32 protein-coding genes and 2 pseudogenes are annotated in these 22,275 nt (G+C 70.1%); 14 read left to right on the top strand and 20 right to left on the bottom strand.

From position 1 onward, the window contains the following. The first annotated feature begins 50 nt into the window (after positions 1-50). Positions 51-447: pseudogene (locus tag QJS33_RS14395) on the top strand (DNA-binding protein). Between the two features lie 119 nt (positions 448-566). On the opposite strand, the gene QJS33_RS14390 reads toward QJS33_RS14395, so the two are convergent. Then, a complete protein-coding gene (locus QJS33_RS14390) occupies positions 567-1,847 on the bottom strand; it encodes an FAD-binding oxidoreductase (RefSeq protein ID WP_306368467.1) in 1,281 nt (426 codons plus the stop codon). Between the two features lie 192 nt (positions 1,848-2,039). Between QJS33_RS14390 and QJS33_RS14385 the strand changes: the two genes are divergently transcribed. Further along, positions 2,040-2,906 (top strand): sigma-70 family RNA polymerase sigma factor, encoded by an 867-nt coding sequence (locus QJS33_RS14385; protein WP_306368466.1) that lies wholly within the window; start codon positions 2,040-2,042, stop codon positions 2,904-2,906. Positions 2,907-2,972: 66 nt separating this feature from the next. Here QJS33_RS14385 and QJS33_RS14380 read toward each other — a convergent pair whose 3' ends face one another. Then, positions 2,973-3,515, bottom strand: coding sequence for an MOSC domain-containing protein (locus QJS33_RS14380; protein WP_306368465.1), 543 nt, complete (start codon positions 3,513-3,515; stop codon positions 2,973-2,975). A 129-nt stretch (positions 3,516-3,644) separates the two neighbouring features. On the opposite strand from QJS33_RS14380, the gene QJS33_RS14375 reads away from it, so the two are divergent. From QJS33_RS14375 to QJS33_RS14365, 3 genes are all read left to right on the top strand, one after another. Further along, positions 3,645-4,229 (top strand): aldo/keto reductase, encoded by a 585-nt coding sequence (locus QJS33_RS14375; RefSeq protein WP_306368464.1) that lies wholly within the window; start codon positions 3,645-3,647, stop codon positions 4,227-4,229. Next, positions 4,187-4,525, top strand: coding sequence for a hypothetical protein (locus QJS33_RS14370; RefSeq protein WP_306368519.1), 339 nt, complete (start codon positions 4,187-4,189; stop codon positions 4,523-4,525). The genes QJS33_RS14375 and QJS33_RS14370 overlap by 43 nt, the downstream gene beginning before the upstream one ends. Positions 4,526-4,647: 122 nt before the next feature. Then, a complete protein-coding gene (locus tag QJS33_RS14365; RefSeq protein ID WP_306368463.1) occupies positions 4,648-4,863 on the top strand; it encodes a hypothetical protein in 216 nt (71 codons plus the stop codon). A 219-nt stretch (positions 4,864-5,082) separates the two neighbouring features. Here the strand turns inward: QJS33_RS14365 and QJS33_RS14360 are convergent, their stop codons facing one another. Both QJS33_RS14360 and QJS33_RS14355 read right to left on the bottom strand, forming a co-directional pair. Continuing rightward, positions 5,083-5,727, bottom strand: a complete 645-nt coding sequence (locus QJS33_RS14360) for a GyrI-like domain-containing protein (protein WP_306368462.1) — start codon at positions 5,725-5,727, stop codon at positions 5,083-5,085. Continuing rightward, entirely contained in the window at positions 5,717-6,253 is a 537-nt protein-coding gene (locus tag QJS33_RS14355; protein WP_306368461.1) for a PadR family transcriptional regulator, read from the bottom strand. The genes QJS33_RS14360 and QJS33_RS14355 overlap by 11 nt, the downstream gene beginning before the upstream one ends. Before the next feature lie 95 nt (positions 6,254-6,348). On the opposite strand from QJS33_RS14355, the gene QJS33_RS14350 reads away from it, so the two are divergent. Further along, positions 6,349-7,074 carry a Mut7-C RNAse domain-containing protein gene (locus QJS33_RS14350; RefSeq protein WP_306368460.1) on the top strand — a complete coding sequence of 242 codons (726 nt, stop codon included), beginning with the start codon at positions 6,349-6,351 and terminating at the stop codon, positions 7,072-7,074. A gap of 83 nt (positions 7,075-7,157) precedes the next feature. Here QJS33_RS14350 and QJS33_RS14345 read toward each other — a convergent pair whose 3' ends face one another. Then, positions 7,158-7,718: a TetR/AcrR family transcriptional regulator gene (locus tag QJS33_RS14345; protein ID WP_306368459.1), complete on the bottom strand. Its 561-nt coding sequence runs from the start codon at positions 7,716-7,718 to the stop codon at positions 7,158-7,160. 32 nt (positions 7,719-7,750) lie between these two features. On the opposite strand from QJS33_RS14345, the gene QJS33_RS14340 reads away from it, so the two are divergent. After that, complete coding sequence (locus QJS33_RS14340) at positions 7,751-7,912, top strand: hypothetical protein (RefSeq protein WP_306368458.1); 162 nt, start codon at positions 7,751-7,753, stop codon at positions 7,910-7,912. A gap of 124 nt (positions 7,913-8,036) precedes the next feature. Here the strand turns inward: QJS33_RS14340 and QJS33_RS14335 are convergent, their stop codons facing one another. The 4 genes from QJS33_RS14335 to QJS33_RS14320 all read right to left on the bottom strand — a co-directional run bounded on the left by QJS33_RS14335 (position 8,037) and on the right by QJS33_RS14320 (position 11,313). Next, a complete protein-coding gene (locus QJS33_RS14335) occupies positions 8,037-8,204 on the bottom strand; it encodes a hypothetical protein (protein ID WP_306368457.1) in 168 nt (55 codons plus the stop codon). A 1,015-nt stretch (positions 8,205-9,219) separates the two neighbouring features. Then, entirely contained in the window at positions 9,220-9,663 is a 444-nt protein-coding gene (locus QJS33_RS14330; RefSeq protein ID WP_306368456.1) for an HIT family protein, read from the bottom strand. A 174-nt stretch (positions 9,664-9,837) separates the two neighbouring features. Continuing rightward, entirely contained in the window at positions 9,838-10,071 is a 234-nt protein-coding gene (locus QJS33_RS14325; RefSeq protein ID WP_306368455.1) for a hypothetical protein, read from the bottom strand. A gap of 1,110 nt (positions 10,072-11,181) precedes the next feature. After that, the gene (locus QJS33_RS14320) at positions 11,182-11,313 is read right to left on the bottom strand and encodes a hypothetical protein (protein WP_306368454.1); all 132 of its coding nucleotides are present in this window, start codon (positions 11,311-11,313) and stop codon (positions 11,182-11,184) included. 315 nt (positions 11,314-11,628) lie between these two features. On the opposite strand from QJS33_RS14320, the gene QJS33_RS14315 reads away from it, so the two are divergent. The 3 genes from QJS33_RS14315 to QJS33_RS14305 all read left to right on the top strand — a co-directional run bounded on the left by QJS33_RS14315 (position 11,629) and on the right by QJS33_RS14305 (position 13,705). Beyond that, the gene (locus QJS33_RS14315) at positions 11,629-12,009 is read left to right on the top strand and encodes a hypothetical protein (protein ID WP_306368453.1); all 381 of its coding nucleotides are present in this window, start codon (positions 11,629-11,631) and stop codon (positions 12,007-12,009) included. 397 nt (positions 12,010-12,406) lie between these two features. Continuing rightward, positions 12,407-12,574 carry a hypothetical protein gene (locus tag QJS33_RS14310; RefSeq protein WP_306368452.1) on the top strand — a complete coding sequence of 56 codons (168 nt, stop codon included), beginning with the start codon at positions 12,407-12,409 and terminating at the stop codon, positions 12,572-12,574. A 417-nt stretch (positions 12,575-12,991) separates the two neighbouring features. Next, complete coding sequence (locus QJS33_RS14305; RefSeq protein ID WP_306368451.1) at positions 12,992-13,705, top strand: hypothetical protein; 714 nt, start codon at positions 12,992-12,994, stop codon at positions 13,703-13,705. Between the two features lie 46 nt (positions 13,706-13,751). On the opposite strand, the gene QJS33_RS14300 is transcribed toward QJS33_RS14305, so the two are convergent. The 3 genes and pseudogenes from QJS33_RS14300 to QJS33_RS14290 form a co-directional block, all read right to left on the bottom strand. Further along, positions 13,752-14,093 carry a hypothetical protein gene (locus tag QJS33_RS14300; RefSeq protein ID WP_306368450.1) on the bottom strand — a complete coding sequence of 114 codons (342 nt, stop codon included), beginning with the start codon at positions 14,091-14,093 and terminating at the stop codon, positions 13,752-13,754. Positions 14,094-14,247: 154 nt separating this feature from the next. Further along, positions 14,248-14,445 (bottom strand): hypothetical protein, encoded by a 198-nt coding sequence (locus QJS33_RS14295; RefSeq protein WP_306368521.1) that lies wholly within the window; start codon positions 14,443-14,445, stop codon positions 14,248-14,250. A gap of 82 nt (positions 14,446-14,527) precedes the next feature. Then, positions 14,528-14,626, bottom strand: a pseudogene (locus QJS33_RS14290) (XRE family transcriptional regulator); the annotation flags it as partial. A gap of 226 nt (positions 14,627-14,852) precedes the next feature. Between QJS33_RS14290 and QJS33_RS14285 the strand changes: the two are divergent. Beyond that, positions 14,853-15,275, top strand: a complete 423-nt coding sequence (locus QJS33_RS14285; RefSeq protein WP_306368449.1) for a hypothetical protein — start codon at positions 14,853-14,855, stop codon at positions 15,273-15,275. A gap of 87 nt (positions 15,276-15,362) precedes the next feature. Continuing rightward, the gene (locus tag QJS33_RS14280) at positions 15,363-15,554 is read left to right on the top strand and encodes a hypothetical protein (protein WP_306368448.1); all 192 of its coding nucleotides are present in this window, start codon (positions 15,363-15,365) and stop codon (positions 15,552-15,554) included. A 344-nt stretch (positions 15,555-15,898) separates the two neighbouring features. On the opposite strand, the gene QJS33_RS14275 is transcribed toward QJS33_RS14280, so the two are convergent. Genes QJS33_RS14275 through QJS33_RS14240 form a run of 8 tightly spaced genes read right to left on the bottom strand, consistent with a single transcriptional unit; the run spans position 15,899 to position 17,899 of the window. Then, entirely contained in the window at positions 15,899-16,219 is a 321-nt protein-coding gene (locus tag QJS33_RS14275) for a hypothetical protein (RefSeq protein ID WP_306368447.1), read from the bottom strand. Between the two features lie 10 nt (positions 16,220-16,229). After that, positions 16,230-16,424, bottom strand: a complete 195-nt coding sequence (locus QJS33_RS14270; RefSeq protein ID WP_306368446.1) for a hypothetical protein — start codon at positions 16,422-16,424, stop codon at positions 16,230-16,232. Between the two features lie 18 nt (positions 16,425-16,442). Beyond that, positions 16,443-16,607, bottom strand: a complete 165-nt coding sequence (locus QJS33_RS14265; RefSeq protein WP_306368445.1) for a hypothetical protein — start codon at positions 16,605-16,607, stop codon at positions 16,443-16,445. A gap of 10 nt (positions 16,608-16,617) precedes the next feature. Beyond that, entirely contained in the window at positions 16,618-16,758 is a 141-nt protein-coding gene (locus QJS33_RS14260) for a hypothetical protein (RefSeq protein ID WP_306368444.1), read from the bottom strand. Next, positions 16,755-17,045 carry a hypothetical protein gene (locus tag QJS33_RS14255; protein WP_306368443.1) on the bottom strand — a complete coding sequence of 97 codons (291 nt, stop codon included), beginning with the start codon at positions 17,043-17,045 and terminating at the stop codon, positions 16,755-16,757. The genes QJS33_RS14260 and QJS33_RS14255 overlap by 4 nt, the downstream gene beginning before the upstream one ends. Then, the gene (locus QJS33_RS14250; protein ID WP_306368442.1) at positions 17,042-17,239 is read right to left on the bottom strand and encodes a hypothetical protein; all 198 of its coding nucleotides are present in this window, start codon (positions 17,237-17,239) and stop codon (positions 17,042-17,044) included. The genes QJS33_RS14255 and QJS33_RS14250 overlap by 4 nt, the downstream gene beginning before the upstream one ends. A gap of 58 nt (positions 17,240-17,297) precedes the next feature. Then, on the bottom strand, positions 17,298-17,504 hold the full coding sequence (locus tag QJS33_RS14245; protein ID WP_306368441.1) for a hypothetical protein: 207 nt from the start codon (positions 17,502-17,504) through the stop codon (positions 17,298-17,300). After that, complete coding sequence (locus tag QJS33_RS14240) at positions 17,501-17,899, bottom strand: DNA polymerase III subunit beta (protein ID WP_306368440.1); 399 nt, start codon at positions 17,897-17,899, stop codon at positions 17,501-17,503. The genes QJS33_RS14245 and QJS33_RS14240 overlap by 4 nt, the downstream gene beginning before the upstream one ends. Positions 17,900-18,024: 125 nt before the next feature. Between QJS33_RS14240 and QJS33_RS14235 the strand changes: the two genes are divergently transcribed. Further along, positions 18,025-21,060, top strand: a complete 3,036-nt coding sequence (locus tag QJS33_RS14235) for a Tn3 family transposase (protein WP_306368439.1) — start codon at positions 18,025-18,027, stop codon at positions 21,058-21,060. A gap of 466 nt (positions 21,061-21,526) precedes the next feature. Next, positions 21,527-22,275, top strand: a 749-nt coding sequence (locus tag QJS33_RS14230) for a hypothetical protein (RefSeq protein WP_306368438.1), incomplete at its 3' end; no start/stop codon positions are given.

Genomic DNA, 22,275 nt, shown 5'->3' with positions numbered 1-22,275 from the left:
GTTGAAAACTCATTGTTGACAACCCTGGGTTGTTCCGGTGAGGCCGGGGCATGACCACACCCGACCCCGAGAAGGCCCGCGAACAGCGCGCCCACCCCGCACTGACCCGCCTCACCGGGCGCCACGCCACCGGCGAGGACCGCATCCGCTGGGAGGCCCACACCCGGCCCATGGCACCCGTGGACGCCCTGCGCCGCACCGCCGACCTGGCCGGCGGCAGCGCCGAACCCGACACCGGCGAACCCGGCGTGGACCACGAGGACCTGCTGGCCGCCCTCACCTTGCTCCCCCCCGGCCCGCGCCGAGTTCGACCGCCTCGAACCGGGCCTGCTCCAGATGGCCAAAGGGCGCGGCATGACCTGGCAGGACATCGCCTTCGGCCTGGGCCTGGGCTCGGCCCAGGCCGCCCGCCAACGCCACGACCGCCTCACCCGCCGCACCGACTGAACACCCGGCCGGGGGCGCCTTCAGGCCCCGGTGGCGGCGCACCACGCGGCCGGCGGCCCGGTCCGGATGCGCGCGGCCGCGTCCTCGTCCACCTCGGTGTTCTTCCCCGTGCCGCCCACCTACCCGGTGAACAGGCCGTCGCCCCCTTTCGGGCTCACCCGGTCCGCCCCCCCGCAGGGGACCCCACCGCACCCTCGGCCCGACACCGGGTGGGCGGCCCGCACCACACCCCGCGGGTCGCGCTCGCGCTTGATCCGCCCCAACCGCTCCAGCGCCCGCGGCGAGAACACCCGACCGATCGGCTCCCCGGCCCCCAAGGTCGTGAGCGGCTTGCGCCCGCTCACCGCCACCCCCGCGAACAGCCGCTCCAACCGCTCACGCACCGCACCCGCCCCGCCCGGACCCACCGGCGCCCCGAACGCGTACGCGTAGAACGGCTCGGTCAGCGACCCGAACGGCGTCCCCGACGGCCCCGCCAGCGCACCGCCCAGGTGACGCACCTGCACCCCGAACAGCGGATCCAGCGGCTCGGCCGCCAACGCCGCACTCCACCGGCCCACCGACCCGGTGAGCAGCTCGGTCCGGGCCAGCCCCGGCGTCGGATCCACCGGATCCCCCGAGACCGACCCCAGCTCCGTCAGCGGCAACTCCCCCAAGGTGTCGCGCACCGACCCGCCCACCGACGCCAACGGCGCCAGCAGCCTCTCCCCCACCGCCGCCGTACCCAGGAACGCCGCCTGCACCGACACCAACGGCTCCGCCCCCGGGAACCGGTGCAGGCTCCACCACAGCGCCAACCCCTCCGGCGCCCCGGCGGTGACCTCCTCGTACACGGCCGCCACCCGCGCAGCCTCCGACACCGGCCACACCACCGCGCCCGCGTACAGCTCCGGGGCCTCGAACAGGTCCAACTCCACCGCGGTCACCACCGCCACGTCACCCCCACCGCCGCACAGCGCCCAGAACAGGTCCGGGTCCGATTCCGCCGTGACCCGCACCTTCTCACCGCCTGCGGTCACCACCTCCCAGGACCGCACCGCGTCGGCCGCCCACCCGTGGCGGCGCCCGAACCAGCTCAGCCCCCCGCCCAGGGTGTACCCGACCACCCCCACACCCGGAGAACTACCGGGCAGCCCGGTCAGCCCGTGCGCGGCGGCCGCCTCCTGCACCAGCCCCCACGACACCCCGGCCCCCACCCGCACCGTCCGGCGCACCGGGTCCACCTCCACCCCGTCCAAAGCGGCGGTACGCACCAGCACCGCCCCCGAAGCACTGCCCGTGGCGCCGTGCCCCGTCGCCTGGGCCGCCACCGCCAGCCCGCGCTCACCCGCCCACCGCACCACCGCGGCCACGTCATCGGCGTCGGCGACCTCCACCACCGCCTCCGGCTTCTGCTCCACCGCCAGATTCCACGGCCGCGACGCCGCCCCGAACCCCGCATCCGCACCCGTCAGCACCCGACCCCGCACCACCGTGTCCAGACCCCGCACACCCATCACAGCCCTCTTCCCCCGGTCACATCACCGGGCCCCGATACGTCGTCCCGATGAACCGTCGAACCCACGACGGACCCGACCGCGAGAATGTGACCGATGCACGAGAAGAACTTCGAAGAAGACCGCGCCGCCCTCTTCCAGGAGCACCGGCCGCTGCTGCTGTCCATCGCCCACCGCATGCTCGGCTCCACCGCCGAGGCCGAGGACGCCGTCCAGGAGGCCTGGCTGCGCCTGGCCCGCACCACCGAGGAGATCGACAACCCCGCCGGATGGCTCACCACCGTCACCGGCCGCATCTGCCTGGACCTGCTGCGCTCGCGCACCGCCCGCCGCGAGGAGCCCGCCGACCACCCCGGCACCGAACTCCCCGACCCCGCCCCCGGCCCCGAACACCAGGCGCTCACCGCCGACGCCGTCGGCGTCGCCCTGCTGGTGGTCCTGGACGCGCTCACCCCCGCCGAACGCCTGGCGTTCGTCCTGCACGACGTGTTCGCCGTGCCCTTCGACGACATCGCCCCCATCGTCGAGCGCACCCCCGCCGCGGCCCGGCAACTCGCCTCCCGCGCCCGCCGCCGGGTGCGCGGCACCCCCGCCCGCACCACCACCGTGGTCCCCGACCACCGCGACAAGGCCGTCGACGCCTTCCTGTCCGCCGCCCGCGGCGGCGACCTGACCGGGCTGCTCACCGTCCTGGACCCGCAGGTCACCGCGCGCGGCGACGTCTTCGCCCGGCTGCGCGGGGTCCCCGCGCTGACCCGCGGCGCCGACACGGTGGCCGCCCAGGCCCTCACCTTCTCCCGCCTGGCCAAGGGCGCCCGACCCGTCCTGGTCGACGGCCTGCCCGGATTCGTGTCCCTGTCCGCGAGCGGCCCCACCGCGGTCCTACTGTTCACCGTCGACGCCGACCGCATCACCGACATCGACATCCGCTACGACCCCGACCTGCTCGCGGCCCTGGCCTGACCCCCACCGGCGGCCGCACCCCGCACCGGGTGCGGCCCCCGAACCCTCCCAGCGGTCAGGGCACGCTCAGACCCGGTCCAACGGCACATGCGGCCCCTCGGGGACCACCACCTCCACGGCCATCCCCGGCTCCACCCACCCGCCCCGCAGCACGACCCCCATGATCCCGGCCCGTCGCACGATCCCCCCGTCGGGGCCGCGCCCCACCAGCCGCTTCATCAGCCCCGGCGAGAACGCGTCGATCTGCGCACACGGGTTGCGCAGCCCCGTCACCTCCACCCGCGCCTGCGGCCCCAGGCACAGCACCGTCCCCCGGCCCGACCCCAGCAGGTCGACCCCCCGGGTGGTCACGTTCTCCCCCAGCTCCCCCGCGGCCACCGCGAACCCGTCGGCGGCCAGCTCCTCCAACAGTTCGGCGTGGATCAGGTGCACCTGCCGCAGGTTGGGCCGAGTGGGGTCCACCGCCACCCGGGAGCGGTGCTTGACCGTCACCCCCATGTGGGCGTCCCCCTCCACCCCCAGCCCCGCCAGCAACCGGATGCCCTCCCGCGCCGGCTTGCCGAAGGTGTGCCCCGCACTACTGCTCACCGACTCCACGACCGCGCCCACCCACGACCCCTTCCACCGCTCGAACAGATCCGGGCAGCCACCCTAGACCCCGCCCCGAAACGGTTCGGGCGCCGCCCCCATCCGCCAGACTGACCCCATGCACACCACCACCCGCACCCGGGGGGCCTGATGCGCCTGCGCACCCTGGGCCGCACCGGCCTGCGCGTCTCCGACCTGTTCCTGGGCGCCATGGGCTTCACCCGCGCCGACGAGGCCGCCCGCATCATCGACCGCTACACCGACGCCGGCGGCAACGTCATCGACACCGCCCCCGTCTACGGAGACAGCGCGGACCTGCTCGGCGAGATCCTGCACGGCACCCGCCGCGACCGCCTCGTCCTGGCCACCAAGTTCACCCTGCCCGCCGACCCCGACAACCCGCTCACCGGCGGATCCCACCGCAAAGCACTGCGCCTGTCCCTGGAGCGCGGCCTGCGCCGCCTGCGCACCGACCACATCGACCTTCTGTGGGTGCACTGCCACGACCCCCGCACCCCCGTCGAGGAGACCATGCGCGCCCTCGACGACGCCGTCCGAGCCGGAACCGTCCTGTACACCGGCGCCTCCAACCTGCCCGCCTGGGTCGTGGCCGCCGCCAACACCGGCGCCGACCTGCGCGACCGCACCCCTTCAGCGCCCTCCAGGTCCCCTACAGCCTCGCCAAGCGCGACATCGAACGCGAACTCCTGCCCATGGCCCGCACCCTGGGCCTGAGCACCGCCGCCTACAGCCCCCTGGGCGGCAGCCTGCTCTCCGGACGCTTCGCCGACCCCGACGCCCGCGCCGCCATCGCCTGGCTCCTCTCCCGGCCCGACCCGATCCACCCCATCCTGGGCCCGCGCACCGACGCCCAGCTCGCCGACCTGCTCCCCGCCGCCGACACCACCCTGTCCCCCCACGCCCTGGACCGGCTGGAGGAGGCCTCCCGCCTGGATCCCGGCTACCCCGCCGACCTCATCGCCCAGACCCTGCCCCGACTGGACGGCAACCGCGACATCCACCCCGGCTGAGCTCGGGATCCGACCCGCCCGGTGCCCGCGCCCTGCGATGGTCTCCGTGCCGTCGGCCGTCTCGCCCGCTTCGTGCCGGGGTGCAGGTCCGTACCGGGCCGCCGCCCGAGGACCCCGCGCGCATGCGCGCCCACCCGGGCCGCGAATGGCCGGCCGTGCTCTCGGGCACGGCCGTGCTCCTGCCGGGCGACCGCCGCCTGCGGGTGGAGCCCCACCGGGCGGCGGAGCCCCCCACGATGCTCCCGCACGCCATCGGTGCCGAGGGCGGCCCGTGCGAGATCCTGGGCGTCTTCGACCGCGACGCCCGCCGCGGCCACCAGCGCGCCGAGGACCGGTGAGCGGACCCCTGGATCGTTGATGGGAAGGTGTGCCCTGGTCAGTGGTCGTGGGCGATCAACGACCGCTCGACCGGGGCACCGATCGGCCGGTGGTGCCGGATCGCCTTCGCGGAAGGGATCACGTCGTCGTCCAGATGGACGTGGAGTGCCGGCACAAGGGCGTCGAGGTCTTCGGGCGCACTCTGGTCCTCGACGCCCTGCGCCGTGTCCGCAGGCGTTTCAGGGATTTCCCATCAGCGATCTGGAGCCGGCCCCGGTCACGGGTTGACGCAGGAGGGTGCGCAGCCTCTCCGGTGCGGTCCTGCGCAGGTCGCTCAGGTAGATCTCGTGGTGGCGGCCGCTCATGCGCAGCCCGCGGTCGGGGATGAACCCGTGGTGCATCCGCTCCAGCACCGGGCCCTCCTCGTCGAAGGGGCCCACGTGCAGGGTCTGCACGCACCGGCCCTCGCACAACGCCTCCAGCCGCACCTCCCCCAGCCGGGCGGGCGCGCCCTCGGCCCCGGCCGCCCCGACGGCGGCGGCGACCATGGCGGCGTCGGTCCACTCCGGGACCATGATCATCAGGGTCCAGTCCCACTGCGACTTGTCGCGCGCGGTGGTGAACGCGTCCATGTCATCGGACCACCACAAACCCTCCAGGGGCATGACGACGTAGTCGCGGCCCAGCTCCCTCTTGCTGGCGAACTTGAGCTTGTAGGCCACCGGGTACAGCGCCTGGACGGCCTCGGCGAAGGCGGCGCCGTTGGGATCCCCGTGTCCGTCGATCATCAGGTACCGCAGTTCGGGGACGTCCAGGAGCCGGAAACGGCCGCGCTCGGCTTTGTAGGAGTCCAGGGTCTTCTTGAAGTCGGTCTTATCGGTCATCGTGCACCCGGGCCCGCCCGGCGAGCCACGTCCTTTCCGCCTCCATGAGGCTCAACGAGTAGGAGAACACCTCACGCGCCGCACGGGGCAGCGGCCCCTGGGCGGCCGCGGCCGCCCGGACGTCGGCGATGCGCTCCTCCACCAGGGCCAACCGGGCGGCCAGCGCCTCGGTGTACTCGCGTTCGGAGAGCAGGTCCAGGTTGGCGACGCCCACCAGCAGCGGGTGGGCGACGGGCGCGGGGTCGGCGATGAGGGCGAGCACCCCCTCGCGGGCGGCCCGCCGACCGGCGTCGGTGGCGTGGAAGACACGGCGGGACGTGGCCGCCGCCGGGGCCTGGGGCACGTGCACCAGGCCGCGTTTCTCCAGCCTGCCCAGCAGGTAGTAGATCGAGGAGAACCCGATGTCGGCCCAGCGGCGGATACCGCGCTGTTCGATGACCTGCTCCAGGTCGTATCCGTGCCGGGGCCGTTCGACGACCAGGGCCAGGACGGTCAGTTCCGCGGGTGTCGGGGGTGCCTGCTCCACACCATCATTCTAGTACTGGAATAGATACTCGGGACACCCGGCACCGCCGGGAAAAGAAAAGGTGGCCGAGCCCGCACGGTGGCATACTCATGCCGATGGAACCCACCCTGGAACTGCGCTTCGCGCCCGAACTACGGTTCTTCCTGGCTCCGCGCCACCGGAACGGAACCCTGCACGCGCGCGCCGACTCCACCTCCACCCTGGCCCACCTGGTCCAGTCGCACGGTGTGCCCATGACCGAGGTCGGCACCCTGCTCCTGGACGGCCGCCCCGCATCGCCCGGCACCATACCCGCCCCCGGGCAGACCGTGGACGTCCCACCGGTGGCCCTGCCCCAGTCCGTCCCCTTCCCCTTGCGCTTCCTGCTGGACGTGCACCTGGGCACCCTGGCCCGGCGCCTGCGCCTGCTGGGCCTGGACACCGCCTACGACAACGACCGCGACGACCCCTCGCTGTTCCGGCAGGCCAACGCCGAGGAGCGGGTCCTGCTCACCCGCGACCGCGGCCTGCTCAGCCGGTCGGGCCTGTGCGCGGGCGCCCACGTCCGCCAGACCCGCCCCGACGACCAGCTGCGCGAGGTCCTGGACCGATTCGCCCCGACCCTGGACCCCTGGACGCGCTGCCCGGCCTGCAACGGCCTGCTCGTCCACGCCGACAAGCAGCAGGTCACCGCAGATCTGGAGGCGGGCACCCGCGCCGCCTACGACGCCTTCGCCCGATGCCCGGCGTGCGATCGGGTGTACTGGCCCGGGGCCCACCACTCCCACCTGGCCGAGATCGTGCGCCGGGCCCGGGAAACGGTCGCGGCCCACCGCCCCTGACCGGCTCTTCGCCGCTCACCCGGTGCGTGTGAGCACCGCGGCGGCCCGCCTGATCGCAGACCCGCCGTGCGGCGGATGTGCCCTCACGCGGGGTCGGTGCCCGGGACGGGAACACCCATCTCGGCCAGCGCCTGCTCGGTGAAGGTGGCGGGCGCGGAGTCCACGGCGCCGATCCGGACCAGCGCGGCCACCCCCAGGTAGCCGCCGTACCCGGCGACCACCCGGGCCCGGGCCTCCTCCTCGGACCGGCCGAGCAGCCGCAGGGCCGACTGCATGAGGCCCATGCGCCGATCGGTCACACGCCGGGCGACCTCGGCGGCGGCCGGGTCGTCGGCTCCGCTGATCAGCCAGAAGGAGACGGCGGCGGCCGTGGGTTCGCCGAGCGCGATCTCCAACAGGGTCCGCAGGCGCTGGGCGGGATCGGTGATCTTCTCCACCTCGGCGATGACCGCCCCGGTGCCGGACTCCCACAGCCGCAGCGCCGCGTCCACCAGGGCCCTGCGGTTGGTGAAGTGCCAGTAGAAGCTGCCCTTGGACACGTTCAGCCGGGCGGCGACCGCCTCCACGGCGATCGCCCGCAGCCCGCCCTCCGCCAGTACCTCCAGGGCGGCGCGCGCCCAATCGTCCGCGGTGACCCGACCCATGACGCCATTACGCCACCGTATGGAGGTCGGGCATGATCAACAACACGCACGAACGCATCGTTGCGGGCACCCCGGACCAGGCCTGGGCCCTGCCGGAACGCCTCGGCGGCGACAACGACCCGCTCTGGCCCGCGGGCCCCGTCGGCAGGTCCAGGGACCGATGGGTCGGCTCCAGATCGCCCACCTGCGGGTGATGGAGGCGTTTGGGCTCCGTGGTGGCGGATGCGCACGTCGGGCGAGGCCCACAGGGTGTTTCGTGCCGGGTTTATCGGAGGCTCTGGCATGTACCGGATTCGCTGGAGCCGTGTTTCCGGATTCTCAGACCACGGTGCTCGGTGGCCTCTTCCCGAACTCTACGGGTGACAGCCGACCGATCGCCGAGTGCCGCCGCTGCCGGTTGTGCAAGAGCCCGGGCAGTGCCCAGAACCCGGCCAGCACCGGCGTGATCACGCCCAGGGCCAGCTCCCAGACCTTCCTGTGTCCCATACGGGTGATTGTTCCTCACCCTGGCCGTTGCGGACAGGGATTCGCCGGAAACGGTCAGGCGGCACCCCTCCCCACATGAGGGTGCCGTTCAGGAAAATTTGAAGCCGGGGCCGATACTCCTCGCGCCGAGGGTGTGGTTTAGGCAGTCCGGGTTTCCGATCGGATGTTCCCCGCGCCTTCGCGCCCCGTTGTTGGACCCCTGGTTTTCCTGAACCTGACGCCCGATAAGCGGTTCCTCATGTGTGAGGATTTGCATCAAGGCAGGAAAGAGCCCCCGCGCGACCAATCGGTTGCACGGGGGCTGTCGTGACCGGGGCGTGACCTCAGGTGGGCTTGCGCTCGGTGCCGGGCTTCTCCACGTCCGGCTCGGGGGCCGGGGCCGGGTCGAGCGGGTCGTACTCGCGGCTGCCGATGCTCGGGCTGCCTTTGGACCTGTGCACGGTCGTCTCCTCCCGGACGGGCGCACCGCGCGCCCGCTCCCGAGGCGGCCCACCCCGCGCCGGCGACGGACAGGCCCCGGTGGCCGGGAGGGGCCACAGCCGAAACCGGCCCCGCGAACGCGAAAAGTCCCGCACCCCCGGAGGTTCCGGGGTGCGGGACTTCGTGGTGCGGCCGGTCGGGCCGCTAACGGGAATTCCTACCGGTCTCCCCTGGCACGTGCACTAACGGCACCTACAGTCACAATCGGTAAGTTATCGTGACGGAAGGTCTCCTGCTGAGGTCGGGGGAGGTAGTGGTCCCTGCATGAGAATCATCCGATGCTCTGCGGTTGGCCGATGGGCGGCTGCCATAGCGATCCCCCTCGGTGCCCGGTTCACCCGCCCCGGAGTCGGCGCCGCCGTGATCGCGGTGGGAGCCGTGGGCGTGTCCGTGCTGCTGGGCATGCCCTGTTCGGCAGCGACCGGCACAGCAGCCGGGCGTTCCGGGTCCTGCGCTGGCTCTCGGGCCGCCCCGAGCCCCGGGAGCCTGGCTTGGAGGCCCAGCGCCGGATCCTGTTCCTCGATCCCATCCGTGGTCAGGGCAGCAGGGCGCGCAGCCTGGCCGCGTGGCCGTCGAGTTCGGTGCGTTCGGCCTCCTGCCACAGGGCGTGCACCGAGAAGGCATCGCCCTCATAGCGTGGAAAGACGTGCAGGTGCGCGTGGAAGACCTCCTGGCCGGCCGCCTCGCCGTCGGCCAGGAACAGGTTGACGCCCTCGCAACGCATCGGCCCGCCGGAACCTGCGTCCGTGTCCCCGGTGTTCAGGGCGTTCCGACGCAGGGCCTCGCCCACGCGGCGGGCCACGCTCCACAGCCGTCCGCCCAGCTCGTCACCGATCTCGCCCAAGCCCACCAGATGCTCACGCGGAACCACCAGCACGTGCCCTGGTGTGACCGGGTACAGGTCCATGAACGCCAACACCAGGTCGTCGGAGTGGACGAGGCTGTGTGCGGCCTCGCCGTCGCGGATCAGACAGAACACGCACGCATCCATGGGGGCCTCCGTTGACCGGGGAGAGACCAGCGTGGCACGGGATGCGGCGGGTGTCATTCGGATTTCCCGGCTGCGGACCGGACAGTGCCGCCCCCAGCGACCGCACACAGTGATCAGAGTGGTGGAAGTCCCGAAGAATGCAGATCACTTGATCAACGACTCCTACCGGTCTCGGCCCCCGGGTGTGCGGCCCATGCGCAGGCCGAGGGCGGGGAGCTGCTCGGCGATCTCGTCGTTGGTCAGCGGAGCGCCGACCGGCGCGGCGGCGCAGCCGCGGTCGTCGTCCTCTCTTTTCCCGTCAGGGGCGACGATGCGGATGCGGACCACGGTGCCGTCGGTGACGCAGACAATGGCCTTGAGGTAGCGGCGTCGAGCGGGGGCACTTGGCCGCTCCAACGAACGCCAGCAGACGTAATGCCGTCAGGACTCACCGTTCCGTCCTGACGGTCGTGCCCGCCACGCGGGCGTGCTCGGCGGGCCCGGATCGACCGTCCCGGTCCCACGGTGCGCCACGGCCTCTTCCCCACCGCCTCCGCGCACCGGTGTCGGTTCTCATCTGATGTGGCGAACCCGGCATGGTCTGACCAGGCGTCCGCCACATCGGGTGAGAAGCCCTGACGCAGGTTCTTTCCATGTGAAGTGGCGACTTCCTGGTGTCGTTCGGTCGGTCTGGTCGGCTCACCCTCAGGAGGGCAGCCGCGACCCCTCCGCCCACGGCGCTCCTTTCCAGATCATCTGACAACTCGTGTTCCGTCTCATCAGATCTTGCAGGGGTGAGGCCGCTGACCTGCGGGATGACAGGTTCAACCGCGAATCACCGGGGGCAGCGACGAGGCGTCGCGAAGACGCGTGGGCGGTGCGGTTGGCGCGTCTCATGGATCATGGCGAGGGTGATGCCGCCTGAGCAGGACCTTGCCAGGTCGGCGGGACGCCTGATGGCCGGTTTCGCGTTGAAGATGGCGGTTTCCTGGTCGAGGTCCCCGGTAATGGACGTGCTCGGGAAGAGGGGCGCCGCTGACGATCCTGAAGTTCACCGCGGGCGGTCGACCAAACGAGCTCGAACTCATCGGCCGACAACGACTGCGGGCCGTGCCCTTCCCACTCGGAGATGGCCGGTTCCGCGGTCAGGCCGTAGACGCTCTCGTATTCAGCGGATCGACCGTCTCTTCGGGCCTCCTGCCACTCGGCCGGCGAGGCAGCGGTCAGAGCCCTGTTTCCAGGCTCCCACGGCTCGACTTGCCGGATCACGTAGCCATCGGCGTCCAGCTCGAAGCAGAACCACACGTCTTCCTCGGCCCAGGAGCAGCGAACCCAGGTCATCACGGGCTCACCGCGTCGAAGGGCTCGTCGTGCCAGCGCCAGCCGGCGGTGCCGTCGTCGTGGATGTGCAGCATGAACTCGGCGACCGGGCCACCGCCGGGAAACGTCAGGGTGAGCGCACTGCGGATCCGGGTGTAGCAGGCATCGGCCCGGTCCCAGTCCTCCTCGTCGACAGCCCGCTCTTGCTCAACCAGGAAGCGTCTCGACTTCTGCGTGCGTCCAGGGCATATCGGTGCCGATCACGGTCAGCCGGGCAATCTCCTGGTCGCCGTGGTTGAGCCGCCAGATACTGCCGGTGCTGAGGTTCGGGTTGGCCATGTCTCCCATGATGACGATCGGCGCTGACAGCCGACGGGTGAGATCACGGCCCCTTCTCGGTCACGGGGACGACCATCTCATGCAGCGGAAGCCGATGGGGTGCGATGTTGAGTCGTTGTGACGCTTCGGTCGGCAACTGAGGATGGTCTTGCCGGTAACCCGAGGCGGATCACCGAACGGGTCCCCGCCCGGCGCGTGGAGGCGGCGGTTCCATCTCTGTTGAAGCGGCTCACCGCTGCTCTCGCTGGTGAACCACCTGTTCAGGCGGTCACGGGCGTCGGTGTAGGCCGGTGCGGTGGAGGGACGTGCACCTGGGTGGACGATCCGGTGATGGCGGAGATCGGCTCGCAGGATCTCGGGCAGCCGCGTCGGTTCATGCTGTTCATCGCCGAGGAGCCAGCGGTGGTGACGGTGGCAGACGCCTTCATGGTGTGGAGTGCTGCGGACGACGAGGCCGTGGATGTGCCGTCGGGCCATGCAGAGGCGGCAGGCCGGGCGGCGCGGTGGTGGTCTCAGCGACGAGGGCGATCCAGCCTTCCTTGGTTCGATGCGACGGGACAACTCGCCACGCCGCTCGCCGATTCGCGTGAGAAGTCGCCAGGTCCAGTGAGAACCGACATCTCTGCGCACCGGCCGCCCCCGCCGGACTCCGCTAATTTCGTTTCGTTGGAAACGTTAACTCTAAAACGTATTTAGTTACGTTGAGCCCCGACGCCATCCGGGAACCCCGGAATCCTGACTCACGATAAGTGGGCCTTATCATGTTCTAAGGTTTGTACCAACCGGGTCCGGGCACGAAAAAGCCCCCTTAGCGCACGATCCTGTTCCGTTGTTACTCACACCCCGACCCCCGTGTTCCACGAGACCGCCGCCCTCCAGGAGCTGGCCGACGTCCTGGTCGGCTAGGACGTCGACGCCACCATGTGTCTGGTCCCGGCCGAGGCGCTGTGGACGGCCCTGCACTACGCCAACGCCCTGGACGTCTACGGCGTGGACGAGTGCGACGCCGCCCACCTACACCCGCCCGGCCCTGCGGGCCGAGGCCCACGTCCAGCGCCAGCTCCTGGAACAGGCGCCGCGCACCGACGCCGCCATGGAGGCCCTGACCGAAGCGGGCCTGGTCCTGCTCCAGGCCGAGTGCGACCTGCACGCCTCCTACCTGTACGGCAACGCCCACATCACCGAACGGCGGTGCCTGACCTGCGAGGTCACCTACCCCTGCCCGGCCGCGCAGGCCCTGGGCCTGGGAGAGGAACCCTGACCACCCCGACCCCCGTGGAGGCGTCGATGTCCCTGTTCATGGTGTGGCTCAACCGCATCCCCGAGCACCCCGTCTACCCCCGCTGTTCGGCGTGTGAGCATGTGGCCGACCCGCACGGGCCCGAGCCGGGGCACACCGCGCCGTTGTCCACCGACGACTACGCCGCCGCGACCGAACCGCGGCGGTGCCGACCAAGATGGCCGGTTGTGGTCAATGTTTTGGCTGGTGACCAGAATTACAAATCTCCGCCACTCCAGATCAAGCGCATATGCGAATAAACCTTCGCAGGTCAAAGCTTTTTGGGTGGTGATCAGTGGGTGCGGGATCTATCGCATCCCGTGGGCGACTTAAAGGTAGAGGTGGGCATTGATTAGACCTCGTCTCCAATGTTAGCGTCGCAGGCGCTCGCCAAAATCCGTGCGCATTCAGAACAGGAGCAATCGAATGAAGAGGTCTTCTTGCCTTGCCGCCGTGGCTGTGGCTGCATCCATCCTGGCGCTGACTCAAGGCCCCGCCTACGCCGACAGTCCTCGCGGGCAGGAGCGCGCAGAACTGCGCGAGGATGTCTCTACCGCCGTATGGACGTCGGAGGACCCTCAAGCCGTGGTCGATGGTTTCTCCGACCTGGAACAGGAGCTGTTCGAAGAAGCCATCAATAACATGACTGCCGAGACGGCCGTCTCTGACTTCGAGCTCCTCGGGCCTGACGACGAACAGGTCCAGGCTATGGGTGAGGAGGCTGTGGAGTTGGCGCGGATTGGCCAAGAGCGCGCCGAAGCTGGTGTCGCCGCTGCGCAACAGCAGACGCAAGCGGCCGCGTGCTACCGGCACTACCAATACGATGAGTGGTACGACTTGGGCTTTCACACTGGTGACACCTGGATGGAGCTGAAATGGTGCCACAACGGGTCGAGTGTGACCAGCCACAGCGTCAGTCAGGCCGGAGGTGTGGGCTACAAGGGCAACGAGTACGAAGGCCTCAACCGGTACTACACCCGTGACGTGAACTGGGAGATCCGCAAGGCGGCCCAGTTCAACTTCAACTTCTTCGGAGCCAGTGCCCAGCCGTGCACACAGATCCGCGGTGGGGACGGTCGTTACTCGACTCGGATGGACTGCAACCTGAGCTGACCCACGAAACGGTGTGTTCCCCGCCATAGCTGTGGCGGGGAACATTTTACTTCGTAGCGGAGGTTTGCATCCGGTCGAACACGGAGCGGACCAGCCGGAAGCACAAGATGACGATGGCCCTGAGGACCAACAGCAGCGCGACGATGCCCAAGGCATTGGCCGCCATGTCACTGATAATCAAGGATCCCGCATCAACCCCCAACAGCCTTGGGGTTTCCGCGATCACCACCATTCCCCCGACTAGACCCGGAATGATAGACCAGAACAAACTCGAATGCCAGGGCTTCTGCGCATGGCGCCGTCGCGTCTGAGCGATCATGAACGCGCATGAGGCGGCAATGAGGCATATGCCGACAACGACGTTGATCCACTGTGTCTCAATGTACATGGAGAGCTCTCCCGGCAGATCGACTTTTACTGTATCCTACCCAGGGTCGTATCCGAGTAAGTCCGCACGGACACCGTGATGCCATTGTCTTTTTCACGTGTTCGTGATAGCCCGGTTCCCTCTACGGGCATCTGTGGACTCCAGTCACTCCTCCTCATCGTCCTCCAAGGGCTCGTCGGGATCGCGCAGCTCGCGGCGGCCGCCGCAGGGTCTTGGCTCCGCCGCGCACCACGGGGAGGATCACCTCGGCCACCGTCCCCTCCGGGGAGGCCAGGGAGGTGTCCACCGTCCGGCGCAGGATCAACTTCTTGCCCGGCACCGCGGTCAACTGGCCGATCAGCTCCTTCTCCACCCGCTTCTCCGCGCTGGACCTTCTCCGGTTCCGGGATGAGCAGCTCCTGGGGGCCGCATTCGAGCACCGCGCAGATGACGTCGAGGTCGTCGAGCTTGATGCTGGCCGGGTCACCCGACCACAGCCCCGACATCTTCCCGGCGCTGATCACCAGGCCGTGCTCGGCGAGCAGGCGCTGCATCTGGCTGGCCTTCCAGATGCCGCGGTTGGCGGCGGCCAGCCGCAGGTTCCACTTCACGGGATGAGTCCCTTCAACTGTGCACCCCTTGCATCGCCTGTCCCGCGAGATCTCCACCGAACACCCCGGATGTGAGGCTCGCGCCACCTACACCCAGTCCTGCGCCTCCCCCTACAGTTCTTCCCCCCGCTGGATCTTGTCCTGGATTGACGGGCCCACTCTCGCCGCAGTGCGCAAGCGCGCCCCGGCTGGAGGTCGGACGGAGTTCCAGCGCCACTACCGCTACCGCTCCCTGGCTGTGGCCGCGGTCGAGCTGTCTCTGGCGGGCAAGCTGGAGGAGGTGAAGGTGGCCCGCTACGACCGGTGGGGGCTGATCGACCCAGTGACCGAGCACCTAGCCGAGATCACCGACCCGGATGCCGCCGCCGGCCGGGTCGGTGCCCTGGCCGACGCGCTTCTGGAACAGCTGCCTGACAGGGTGGATGCGGCCGACGTCGCGCTTGTGGTGCGCGAGCGCGAGCGCAGGCTGGCCCCTCTGTTGCGCCAGCCCAGTACGGACGACAGTGACACGGACGAGGACCCGCTGATGATGAGCCCGGCCGAGTACCTCACCGCCCGCTATGCCGCCCCGGGTCAGGCCGCCCTGAACTAGAACGCGCGCCTGGCCACTGCCCCGGCCGCCGAACTGGTCGCGGCCGCCAGCCGCGACGCGACCCTGGATCAGGTCGGGCACCTGGCAGTGCTCGTCCTGTTCGGGCAGATGCGCACCGAGATCGAGCGCCTGGAGGATGCGGCGCTGTCCCGAGCGCACGCCGCCGGGGTCTCCTGGTCGTGCATCGGTGCCGCTCTGGGGATCACCAAGCAATCCGCGCACGCCCGTGCCAAGCGCCGGGCGGAGGGGCGCCCCGCTCGGTCGCCAGCTTCGCCCTGACAGGCACGCGTTTATGAGGGCTAGCGGCTAGCAACGTTCCGTTGCGCCCCCGCCCTCACGGTTACTTTGCCTCTCGCCGTAGCTTTGGGAGAACTGGGCCTACTCGGTGAGCATGGCCACGATCTCCGCGACCCGGTCGGCCTGGCCGGTGAAGTGCGAGGCGAGCAGCTGGACCTGCTCGTTGGTGACCAGGAGCGGAGAGGGGAACGCTTGGCGTTGGATTTTCCGCGAAAACTACCGGGCCCCTGGGAACGACCGGGCGGGAACGCGCGCCCGGCCCTGGAAACGCGGAAAGCCCCGCACCCCGGGGGTTCCGGGGTGCGGGGCTCGGCGGCGCGCGGGGTTCAGCGTCCGTTCGCGGTGCCGTGCAGTTCCAGTGACGCCAGCAGGCCGCGCACGTGGGTGAGGGCCTGCCGGGGGAACGCGGGCTGGGTCAGGTTGTGGCGCAGGCACGCCAGGGCGGAGGCCCTGGGCACCCCGGCCCCGTCGAGCATCTCGAAGGCGGCGTCCAGGTCTGTGGCCAGGGAGACGGGGTCCTCCTGGGCGCTTTCCCCGATCATCCGGACCAGGGCCGGAGGGATGTCGCAGGTGTCCATGTCCGTGCCGTAGCGGTGCCAGTAGTAGTCCAGCGCCCCGTAGAGCGCGTGGTAGAACACGGCTTCCACCGTCGCCTCCCTAGTCTTCGTCTTCGGCGAGTTCGGCCGCGAGCTTGGTCGCGGCCGCCAGGGCCAGGGTGGCGTGCACCTGGGCGGTGGCGGCCAGCACCGCCGCCCGCTCGGGGTGGGCGTCCACCTGGTCCGCAGCGTGCTTGGCCAGGCGCTCGGCCATCTTGTGCGCGGTCCGGTACTCGTGGTGGGACTCGAACGTCATGAAGCTCCTTCGGGGGGGTCAGCTCTCGTGGGCGGCGCGCACACGCCGGCACCCGGGGCAGTCCACGGGCGTACCCGGGGGCAGCGGTTCCGAAGCCGCCGGGATCCAGCCGTCGCAGTGCGCCCACCCGGGGGCCTGGCCGGGCATCTCGTGGACGGTGCCGTTCACGCGGGTGATGGTCATCGCCTTCTCCTCAGTTGGTCGGTTCGGTGGTAGTGAGCGGACCGAAGAAGTCCTCGACCTCGTCCTGGGTCATGATCCTGCCGGTCCCGGTATGGCGAAGGAGATCGGTCGGGACCTCCCACTCGTCTCCGTCGCGGTCGATGATGCTCATGGGCGCTCCTCCAGATCAGGCAGATCGGACAGCAGGCCCCGGTCGTGGGCGATGTCGGCCAGGCCGGCGGCCACGACCCGGGGCACGAGCCCGGTGTCGGCCAGGGTGCTGGACCCGACCAGGTGGCCGGTGTGGGTGCGCAGCACCCACGACCACCAGGTCCTACCGTCCGGCGCGGTCCAGGGGCGCACCCGGGTGAGCACGCCCAGGTGGGGCGGGCGGCCGCCGTCGCGGGCCATGGCCACCCATCGGTCGGCCAACGGGTGGGTGGCGGTCGTGGTGGTCAAGCGCGGTCGTCCTCTCGCTGTCGGTCGGCGGTGTAGCGGACATCGTCAGGGGCGTGGCGTCGCAGGGCAGCGCCGCGCAGGCGGGCGGCGCCCCGTCCGGTGCCGGGTGCGGGCCGCAGCCCCTGGCGGGCCAGTTCGGCCTCCCACTCCGGGGAGCGGCTGATCTTGTCGGCGGTGATGCGCGGCTTGGGCACGGGGCCCTCCTTCGGGGAGCAGGGCGGCCGCCCCACCTACTGGGGCGGCCGCAGGGGGTTACCAGGGTTGGGCGGTGATGCGCATCCGGCGGCCCCCGTTCACGTTCAACTCGGCGGCGGCCTCAGAGCCCACGCCGTAGGCGTCGGTGACGTCCACCCGGTGCCCGGCCCGGCGCAGGGCGGCGAGCACGACCAAGAGCAGGTCGTTGGCATCCTCGCCGGGTGCGAGCAACTCGCGCACCTCGTCCTCGGTCAGCGGGCTCACAGGCTCTTCCCCTCAAGTCCGGGCTGGCGGACCGGCATGAGCAGCCACATCAGCCCGGTCTCCTCCTCGTCGCCCGGGCGGATCAGGAACGGCTTCTCGGGGTGTCCCAGAGACAGCCGCGCCCGCTCGCCGGGGGTCGCGGCCAGGGCCTCGGTCAGGAAGTGGGCCTGCACGTGGATCGTGAGATCCCGGTCGGTGTCGATGCGGGCGTCGACGTCCTCGGCGACCGCCCCCAGGTCCTCGCTGCCCGAGCGCACCACCAGGCCCTCGCCGGTGATGCTGATGCGCAGCGGGGTGCTGCGCTCGGCGAACAGGGACACCCGTTTGATGGTGTCGCGCAGGGCGGCGATCTCAACGTCGACCTCGATGTCCTGGCCGACGGCCAACTTGTGCATGCGCTCCCAGGTGGGGAAGGGGGTCGAGGAGGATCGCCGAAGAAATTCCCGTTAGCGGCCCGACCTCCGCTTCGGTTCGGTGACGGGCCGATTCTGGGCACCTCGCGGGCCATACGTTCTGGCCCATGCCACATGAGTTCCTCTCCGACGAGCAGATCGCTCGCTATGCCCGCTTCCCCGACGAGGTGTCCATCGGCGACCTCGAGCAGTTCTTCCGCCTGGACGCCAAAGCCCACGAAACGGTCGCCACCAAGCGCCTCCCCGCGACCAAACTCGGGTGGGCCCTGCAATGGGGCACCGTGCGCATGCTCGGCGTGTTCCTGCCCGACAACCCCACCGGCGTCCCCGAAAGGGTCGTGCCGTTCGTCGCTGACCAGCTCGGCGTGGACCCCGCCTGCGTCGGCGAATACCGCCGCCGCTGGCAGACCGCCTACGAGCACACCCAGGAGATCCGCGACACCTTCGGCTACACCGACTTCAGCGAGGGCGAGGAAGGCCTGCGCGAGTACCTGGCCGCCCGGGTCTGGGCCACCGAGGACGGACCGCGCACCCTGTTCGACCGCGCGATCGTGCACCTGGTGAACAAGAAGGTGCTGCTGCCGGGGATGACGGTGCTCGCCCGCGTGGTCACCAACGTCCGCAAGAGCGAGAACGCCCGCCTGCACGCCTCCCTGCACCAGCGCACCCCCGACACCGTCCGCTCGAGCATGACCGGCCTGCTTCAGGTACCCGACGGGACGCGCTTCTCCGGACTGGAGCGGTTGCGCACCGAACCCACCCGCGTCTCCAGCCAGTCCATGGTCGAGGCGCTGGACCGCACCTCCGAGATCGGCGGACTGGGCGCCGGGCGGGTGAACCTCGAGGATGTGTCTGCGGTCAAGCTGGACACCCTGGCCAAGTACGGGCTCAAGTCCAAGGCCCCGACCCTGCGTGACCTCGAGGAGAACCGGCAGACGGCCACGCTGCTGGCCACCGTCCGCCGCCTGGAGACCTCCTCGGTGGACGACGCCTTGGACGGGCTGGACCTGTTGATCTCCTCCAAGCTGCTGAACAAGGCCGAACGCGAGGGCAACGAGGACAAACTGCGCGCCCTGCCGTACCTGAAGGCCGCGGCCAAGAAGATGGCGGCCGCCGTGGACGTGCTCATCCACACTCCGCAGGCCACCGGCACCCGGGTGGTGTCGCTGGCCGAGGTGTGGAACGCCATCGAGGAGGTGGTCCCGCGCGAGAAACTCATCGACGCGGTCAAGACCGTGGTCGAGCAGGTGCCCGAGGACGACGACGCGGCCGCCGCGTGGCGGGCTCGGCTGGTCAAGCGCTACCGCACCGTGCAGGGCTTCATCGAACTACTGGTGGAGGTCATCGCCTTCGACGCCACCGAGGCCGGACAGCCGGTGCTGGCGGCGCTGCGCACCGCAGCGTCCATCGCGCGCAGCCGCAAGCATGTGCGCACAACCGACATCGCCGCTCACGACGAGCTGGTCACCGGCTCCTGGAAGCGCCTGGTCTACGCCAACCCCGACCTGGACGGGGACCGGGTGGACAAGGCCGCGTTCATCCTGTGCGTGATCGAGCACCTGCACCGGGCGCTGCGCCGCCGCGACGTCTTCGCCCAGGGCGCCGACCGCTGGGGCGACCCCCGCGCCCGCCTGCTGACGGGGAAGCGGTGGGAGCAGACCCGGCCCCGGGTCCTGCGAGCGTTGAAGCTCGAGGAGGAGCCCGCCGGCCACCTGGCCGAGCTGGCCTCGGCACTGGACGCAGGCTACGTGCGGGTGCTGGACGGGCTGGGCACCAACACCGCCGTGCAGTTCGACGGCGGCAAGCTGCGCGTGGAGGCCCTTAACGCCCTGGCCGAGCCGCCGCTGATGAAGGAGTTCCGCGCCCTGGTGGACGCGATGATGCCCCGCCTGGACTTCCCCGAGCTGCTCATGGAGGTGGGTGCCCGCACCGGATTCCCCCGCGACTTCACCCACATCTCCGGAGCCGACGCGCATATGGACGGCTTCGAGGTGAGCCTGTGCGCGCTGCTGGTGGCCGAGGCGTGCAACATCGGCATGACCCCCGTGGCCAAACCCGGCGTGGACGCCCTGACCCTGGCCCGGCTCCAGCAGGTCGACCAGGGCTATGTGCGCGCCGAGACCATCAGCGCAGCGAACGGGCGCCTGATCGAGGCCCAGGCCCGCATCGGCATCGTCAAGGCGTGGGGCGGCGGGTTGATCGCCTCGGCCGATGGCATGCGGTTCATCGTCCCCACCGGCAACCTGCACGCAAGGGCCAACCCCAAGTACTTCGGGCTGCGCAAACGCGGCGCCACCTGGCTCAACGTCGTCAACGACCGGGTGATGGGCCTGGGCGGGGTGGTGGTGCCCGGCACGCTGCGCGACTCGATGTTCATCCTGGACGCGATCCACGCCCGCGACGGCGGCGACAAGCCGGAGATGGTCATCACCGACACCGCCTCCTACAGCGACATTGTCTTCGGCCTGTTCGCGATCTGCGGCTACCAGTTCTCCCCGCGCATCGCCGACTTGGGCGACACCCGCCTCTGGCGCACCAACACCCGCGCCAGCTACGGGCCCCTGGACTCCATGTCGCGGCACACCATCCGCCTGGACAAGGTCCGCGCCCACTGGGAGGACATGCTACGGGTCGCCGGATCGCTCACCACCGGGGCGGTGCGCGCCTACGACCTGGTGCGCATGATCTCCCGCGACGGCCGCCCCACCGGACTGGGCGACGCCTTCGCCCACTACGGCCGCATCTTCAAGACGCTGCACCTGCTCCAGTTCCTGCACGACGAGAGCTACCGGCGGATGATCACCGCCCAGCTCAACATCTCCGAGGGCCGCCACCAGCTCGCCCGCAAGATCTGCTTCGGCAACCGCGGCGAGCTCAAGCAGCGCTACCGCGAAGGGCTCGAGGACCAGCTCGGCGCCCTGGGCCTGGCCCTGAACGCCATCGTGTGGTGGAACAGCCTCTACATCGACGCCGCCGTCACCCAACTGCGGGCCGACGGGTTCCCCGCCACCGAGGAGATGTGCGCGCGCCTGTCTCCACTGGGGTTCGACCACATCAACTTTCTGGGTTCCTACGCCTTCCCCCAGCCGGACGTGGACGAGGGCCTGCGCCCCCTGCGCGACCCTGACAGCGCGCGGGAGTAAGTGTCGTGGGCCCGCCAGATGCCCGGGCGGGCCCACGGATGCAGTGCTCGCGTACCCCCTCAAGTTCCTCGGCCAGCGGTCATGCGGTCGGATCACGGCTCATACTGGCGGGGTGTCAGGTTATAAGCAGACCAGTGTCCGGCTCCCGGTGTGTGCTCTCGATGCTCTGGCTGTCGTTGCGGCCAGGTGGAAGACCTCGCGGGACGAGACGGTTCGTCGGCTGCTGAGCAAGCACGTCGAGCGGCAGGAGAACCGGAAGCCTGAGGATCGGTGCACCCACATCTCTACGGTGTTGCGCTATCCGCCGCCCCCGCTTGGGCGAGGCGAACCGAGGCCAGGTCAACGGTTGTCGTTTCGGGCAGCACCCGAGCTCATCGACCGGGCTCGAGACGTTTCGCTGCGGCTTCCGGGGCAGTCACAGCGGGCGCACCGCGACTACCAGAGTCGGCTGCTGACCGATGCGGTGATGACCGCGATCGCGGCGGAAGAGCCCTTCGTCAACGACGAGTTTCTTGAGGGCATGCTCCCGCTGCTCAGGCACCGCTCGGCCCTCGGGCTGTGGAAGTTGGCGGTGGCTGTAACCAGTACCCAACCTGAGCTGACCGTCCGCTCTGATGCAGAGGAAGAACGAGAGCGCACTCCAGAGGACATCGCTCTCCTAGACGCTGAGGATTCCGCGCTCCGGAACCGTCGGCTAAAGGTGGCTAAAGCCTTGGAGGAGGAGGCCTGGCATTCATCAGACCGCTTCCAAGTGGCGGCCAGCATCGCCCGCAAAGTGCTGTCGAGCGACAGGGCCCGGATCAACGAGCAGGCTCTCTATGAGCAAGGAACCGCATGGGTCAAGCTGCACCAGAACTTTCTTGATGCCAACAGCGGTAAAAACTATTCCTTGGTCGGGCGTGGCGGAACAGCGGTATGGCGGGCTGAACGCAAGGTAACGGTGCAGGACTTCGAGGACTGGCTGGTCGAACGCACCGAGGCCGAGTTGGTTATGCGCCCACCCGGATGGCTGGTCCGAACACCCAGAAGGTGGCGCGCTCGCACGTTCTCCCCGATGACCACACAGGTGCCGGAACCGTATAAGACGTGGGTCGCCGAAGGACACCTACTGATCTTCCCCTACAAGAACCGGCAGGCGGTCTGGCCACTGACACAGAGCACTCAGGGCAGATGGGAACGTGTGCCGGGTATCGAGCCGATAATCAGCGCCGCTAA

Origin of the sequence: Nocardiopsis sp. CC223A, assembly GCF_030766825.1 — a bacterium.
Classification (GTDB): Bacteria; Actinomycetota; Actinomycetes; order Streptosporangiales; family Streptosporangiaceae; genus Nocardiopsis.
This window is presented reverse-complemented; position numbering and strand designations above follow the sequence as displayed.

Bases quoted from the DNA above. Each gene is read 5' to 3' on its own strand.
- QJS33_RS14385 (WP_306368466.1), top strand. From the start codon at position 2,040: ATGCACGAGAAGAACTTCGAAGAAGACCGCGCCGCCCTCTTCCAGGAG.
- QJS33_RS14375 (WP_306368464.1), top strand. From the start codon at position 3,645: ATGCGCCTGCGCACCCTGGGCCGCACCGGCCTGCGCGTCTCCGACCTG.
- QJS33_RS14365 (WP_306368463.1), top strand. From the start codon at position 4,648: ATGCGCGCCCACCCGGGCCGCGAATGGCCGGCCGTGCTCTCGGGCACG.
- QJS33_RS14360 (WP_306368462.1), bottom strand. From the start codon at position 5,727: ATGACCGATAAGACCGACTTCAAGAAGACCCTGGACTCCTACAAAGCC.
- QJS33_RS14350 (WP_306368460.1), top strand. From the start codon at position 6,349: ATGGAACCCACCCTGGAACTGCGCTTCGCGCCCGAACTACGGTTCTTC.
- QJS33_RS14345 (WP_306368459.1), bottom strand. From the start codon at position 7,718: ATGGGTCGGGTCACCGCGGACGATTGGGCGCGCGCCGCCCTGGAGGTA.
- QJS33_RS14340 (WP_306368458.1), top strand. From the start codon at position 7,751: ATGATCAACAACACGCACGAACGCATCGTTGCGGGCACCCCGGACCAG.
- QJS33_RS14335 (WP_306368457.1), bottom strand. From the start codon at position 8,204: ATGGGACACAGGAAGGTCTGGGAGCTGGCCCTGGGCGTGATCACGCCG.
- QJS33_RS14320 (WP_306368454.1), bottom strand. From the start codon at position 11,313: ATGGCCAACCCGAACCTCAGCACCGGCAGTATCTGGCGGCTCAACCAC.
- QJS33_RS14310 (WP_306368452.1), top strand. From the start codon at position 12,407: ATGGAGGCCCTGACCGAAGCGGGCCTGGTCCTGCTCCAGGCCGAGTGC.
- QJS33_RS14300 (WP_306368450.1), bottom strand. From the start codon at position 14,093: ATGTACATTGAGACACAGTGGATCAACGTCGTTGTCGGCATATGCCTC.
- QJS33_RS14270 (WP_306368446.1), bottom strand. From the start codon at position 16,424: ATGACGTTCGAGTCCCACCACGAGTACCGGACCGCGCACAAGATGGCC.
- QJS33_RS14265 (WP_306368445.1), bottom strand. From the start codon at position 16,607: ATGACCATCACCCGCGTGAACGGCACCGTCCACGAGATGCCCGGCCAG.
- QJS33_RS14260 (WP_306368444.1), bottom strand. From the start codon at position 16,758: ATGAGCATCATCGACCGCGACGGAGACGAGTGGGAGGTCCCGACCGAT.
- QJS33_RS14240 (WP_306368440.1), bottom strand. From the start codon at position 17,899: ATGCACAAGTTGGCCGTCGGCCAGGACATCGAGGTCGACGTTGAGATC.
- QJS33_RS14235 (WP_306368439.1), top strand. From the start codon at position 18,025: ATGCCACATGAGTTCCTCTCCGACGAGCAGATCGCTCGCTATGCCCGC.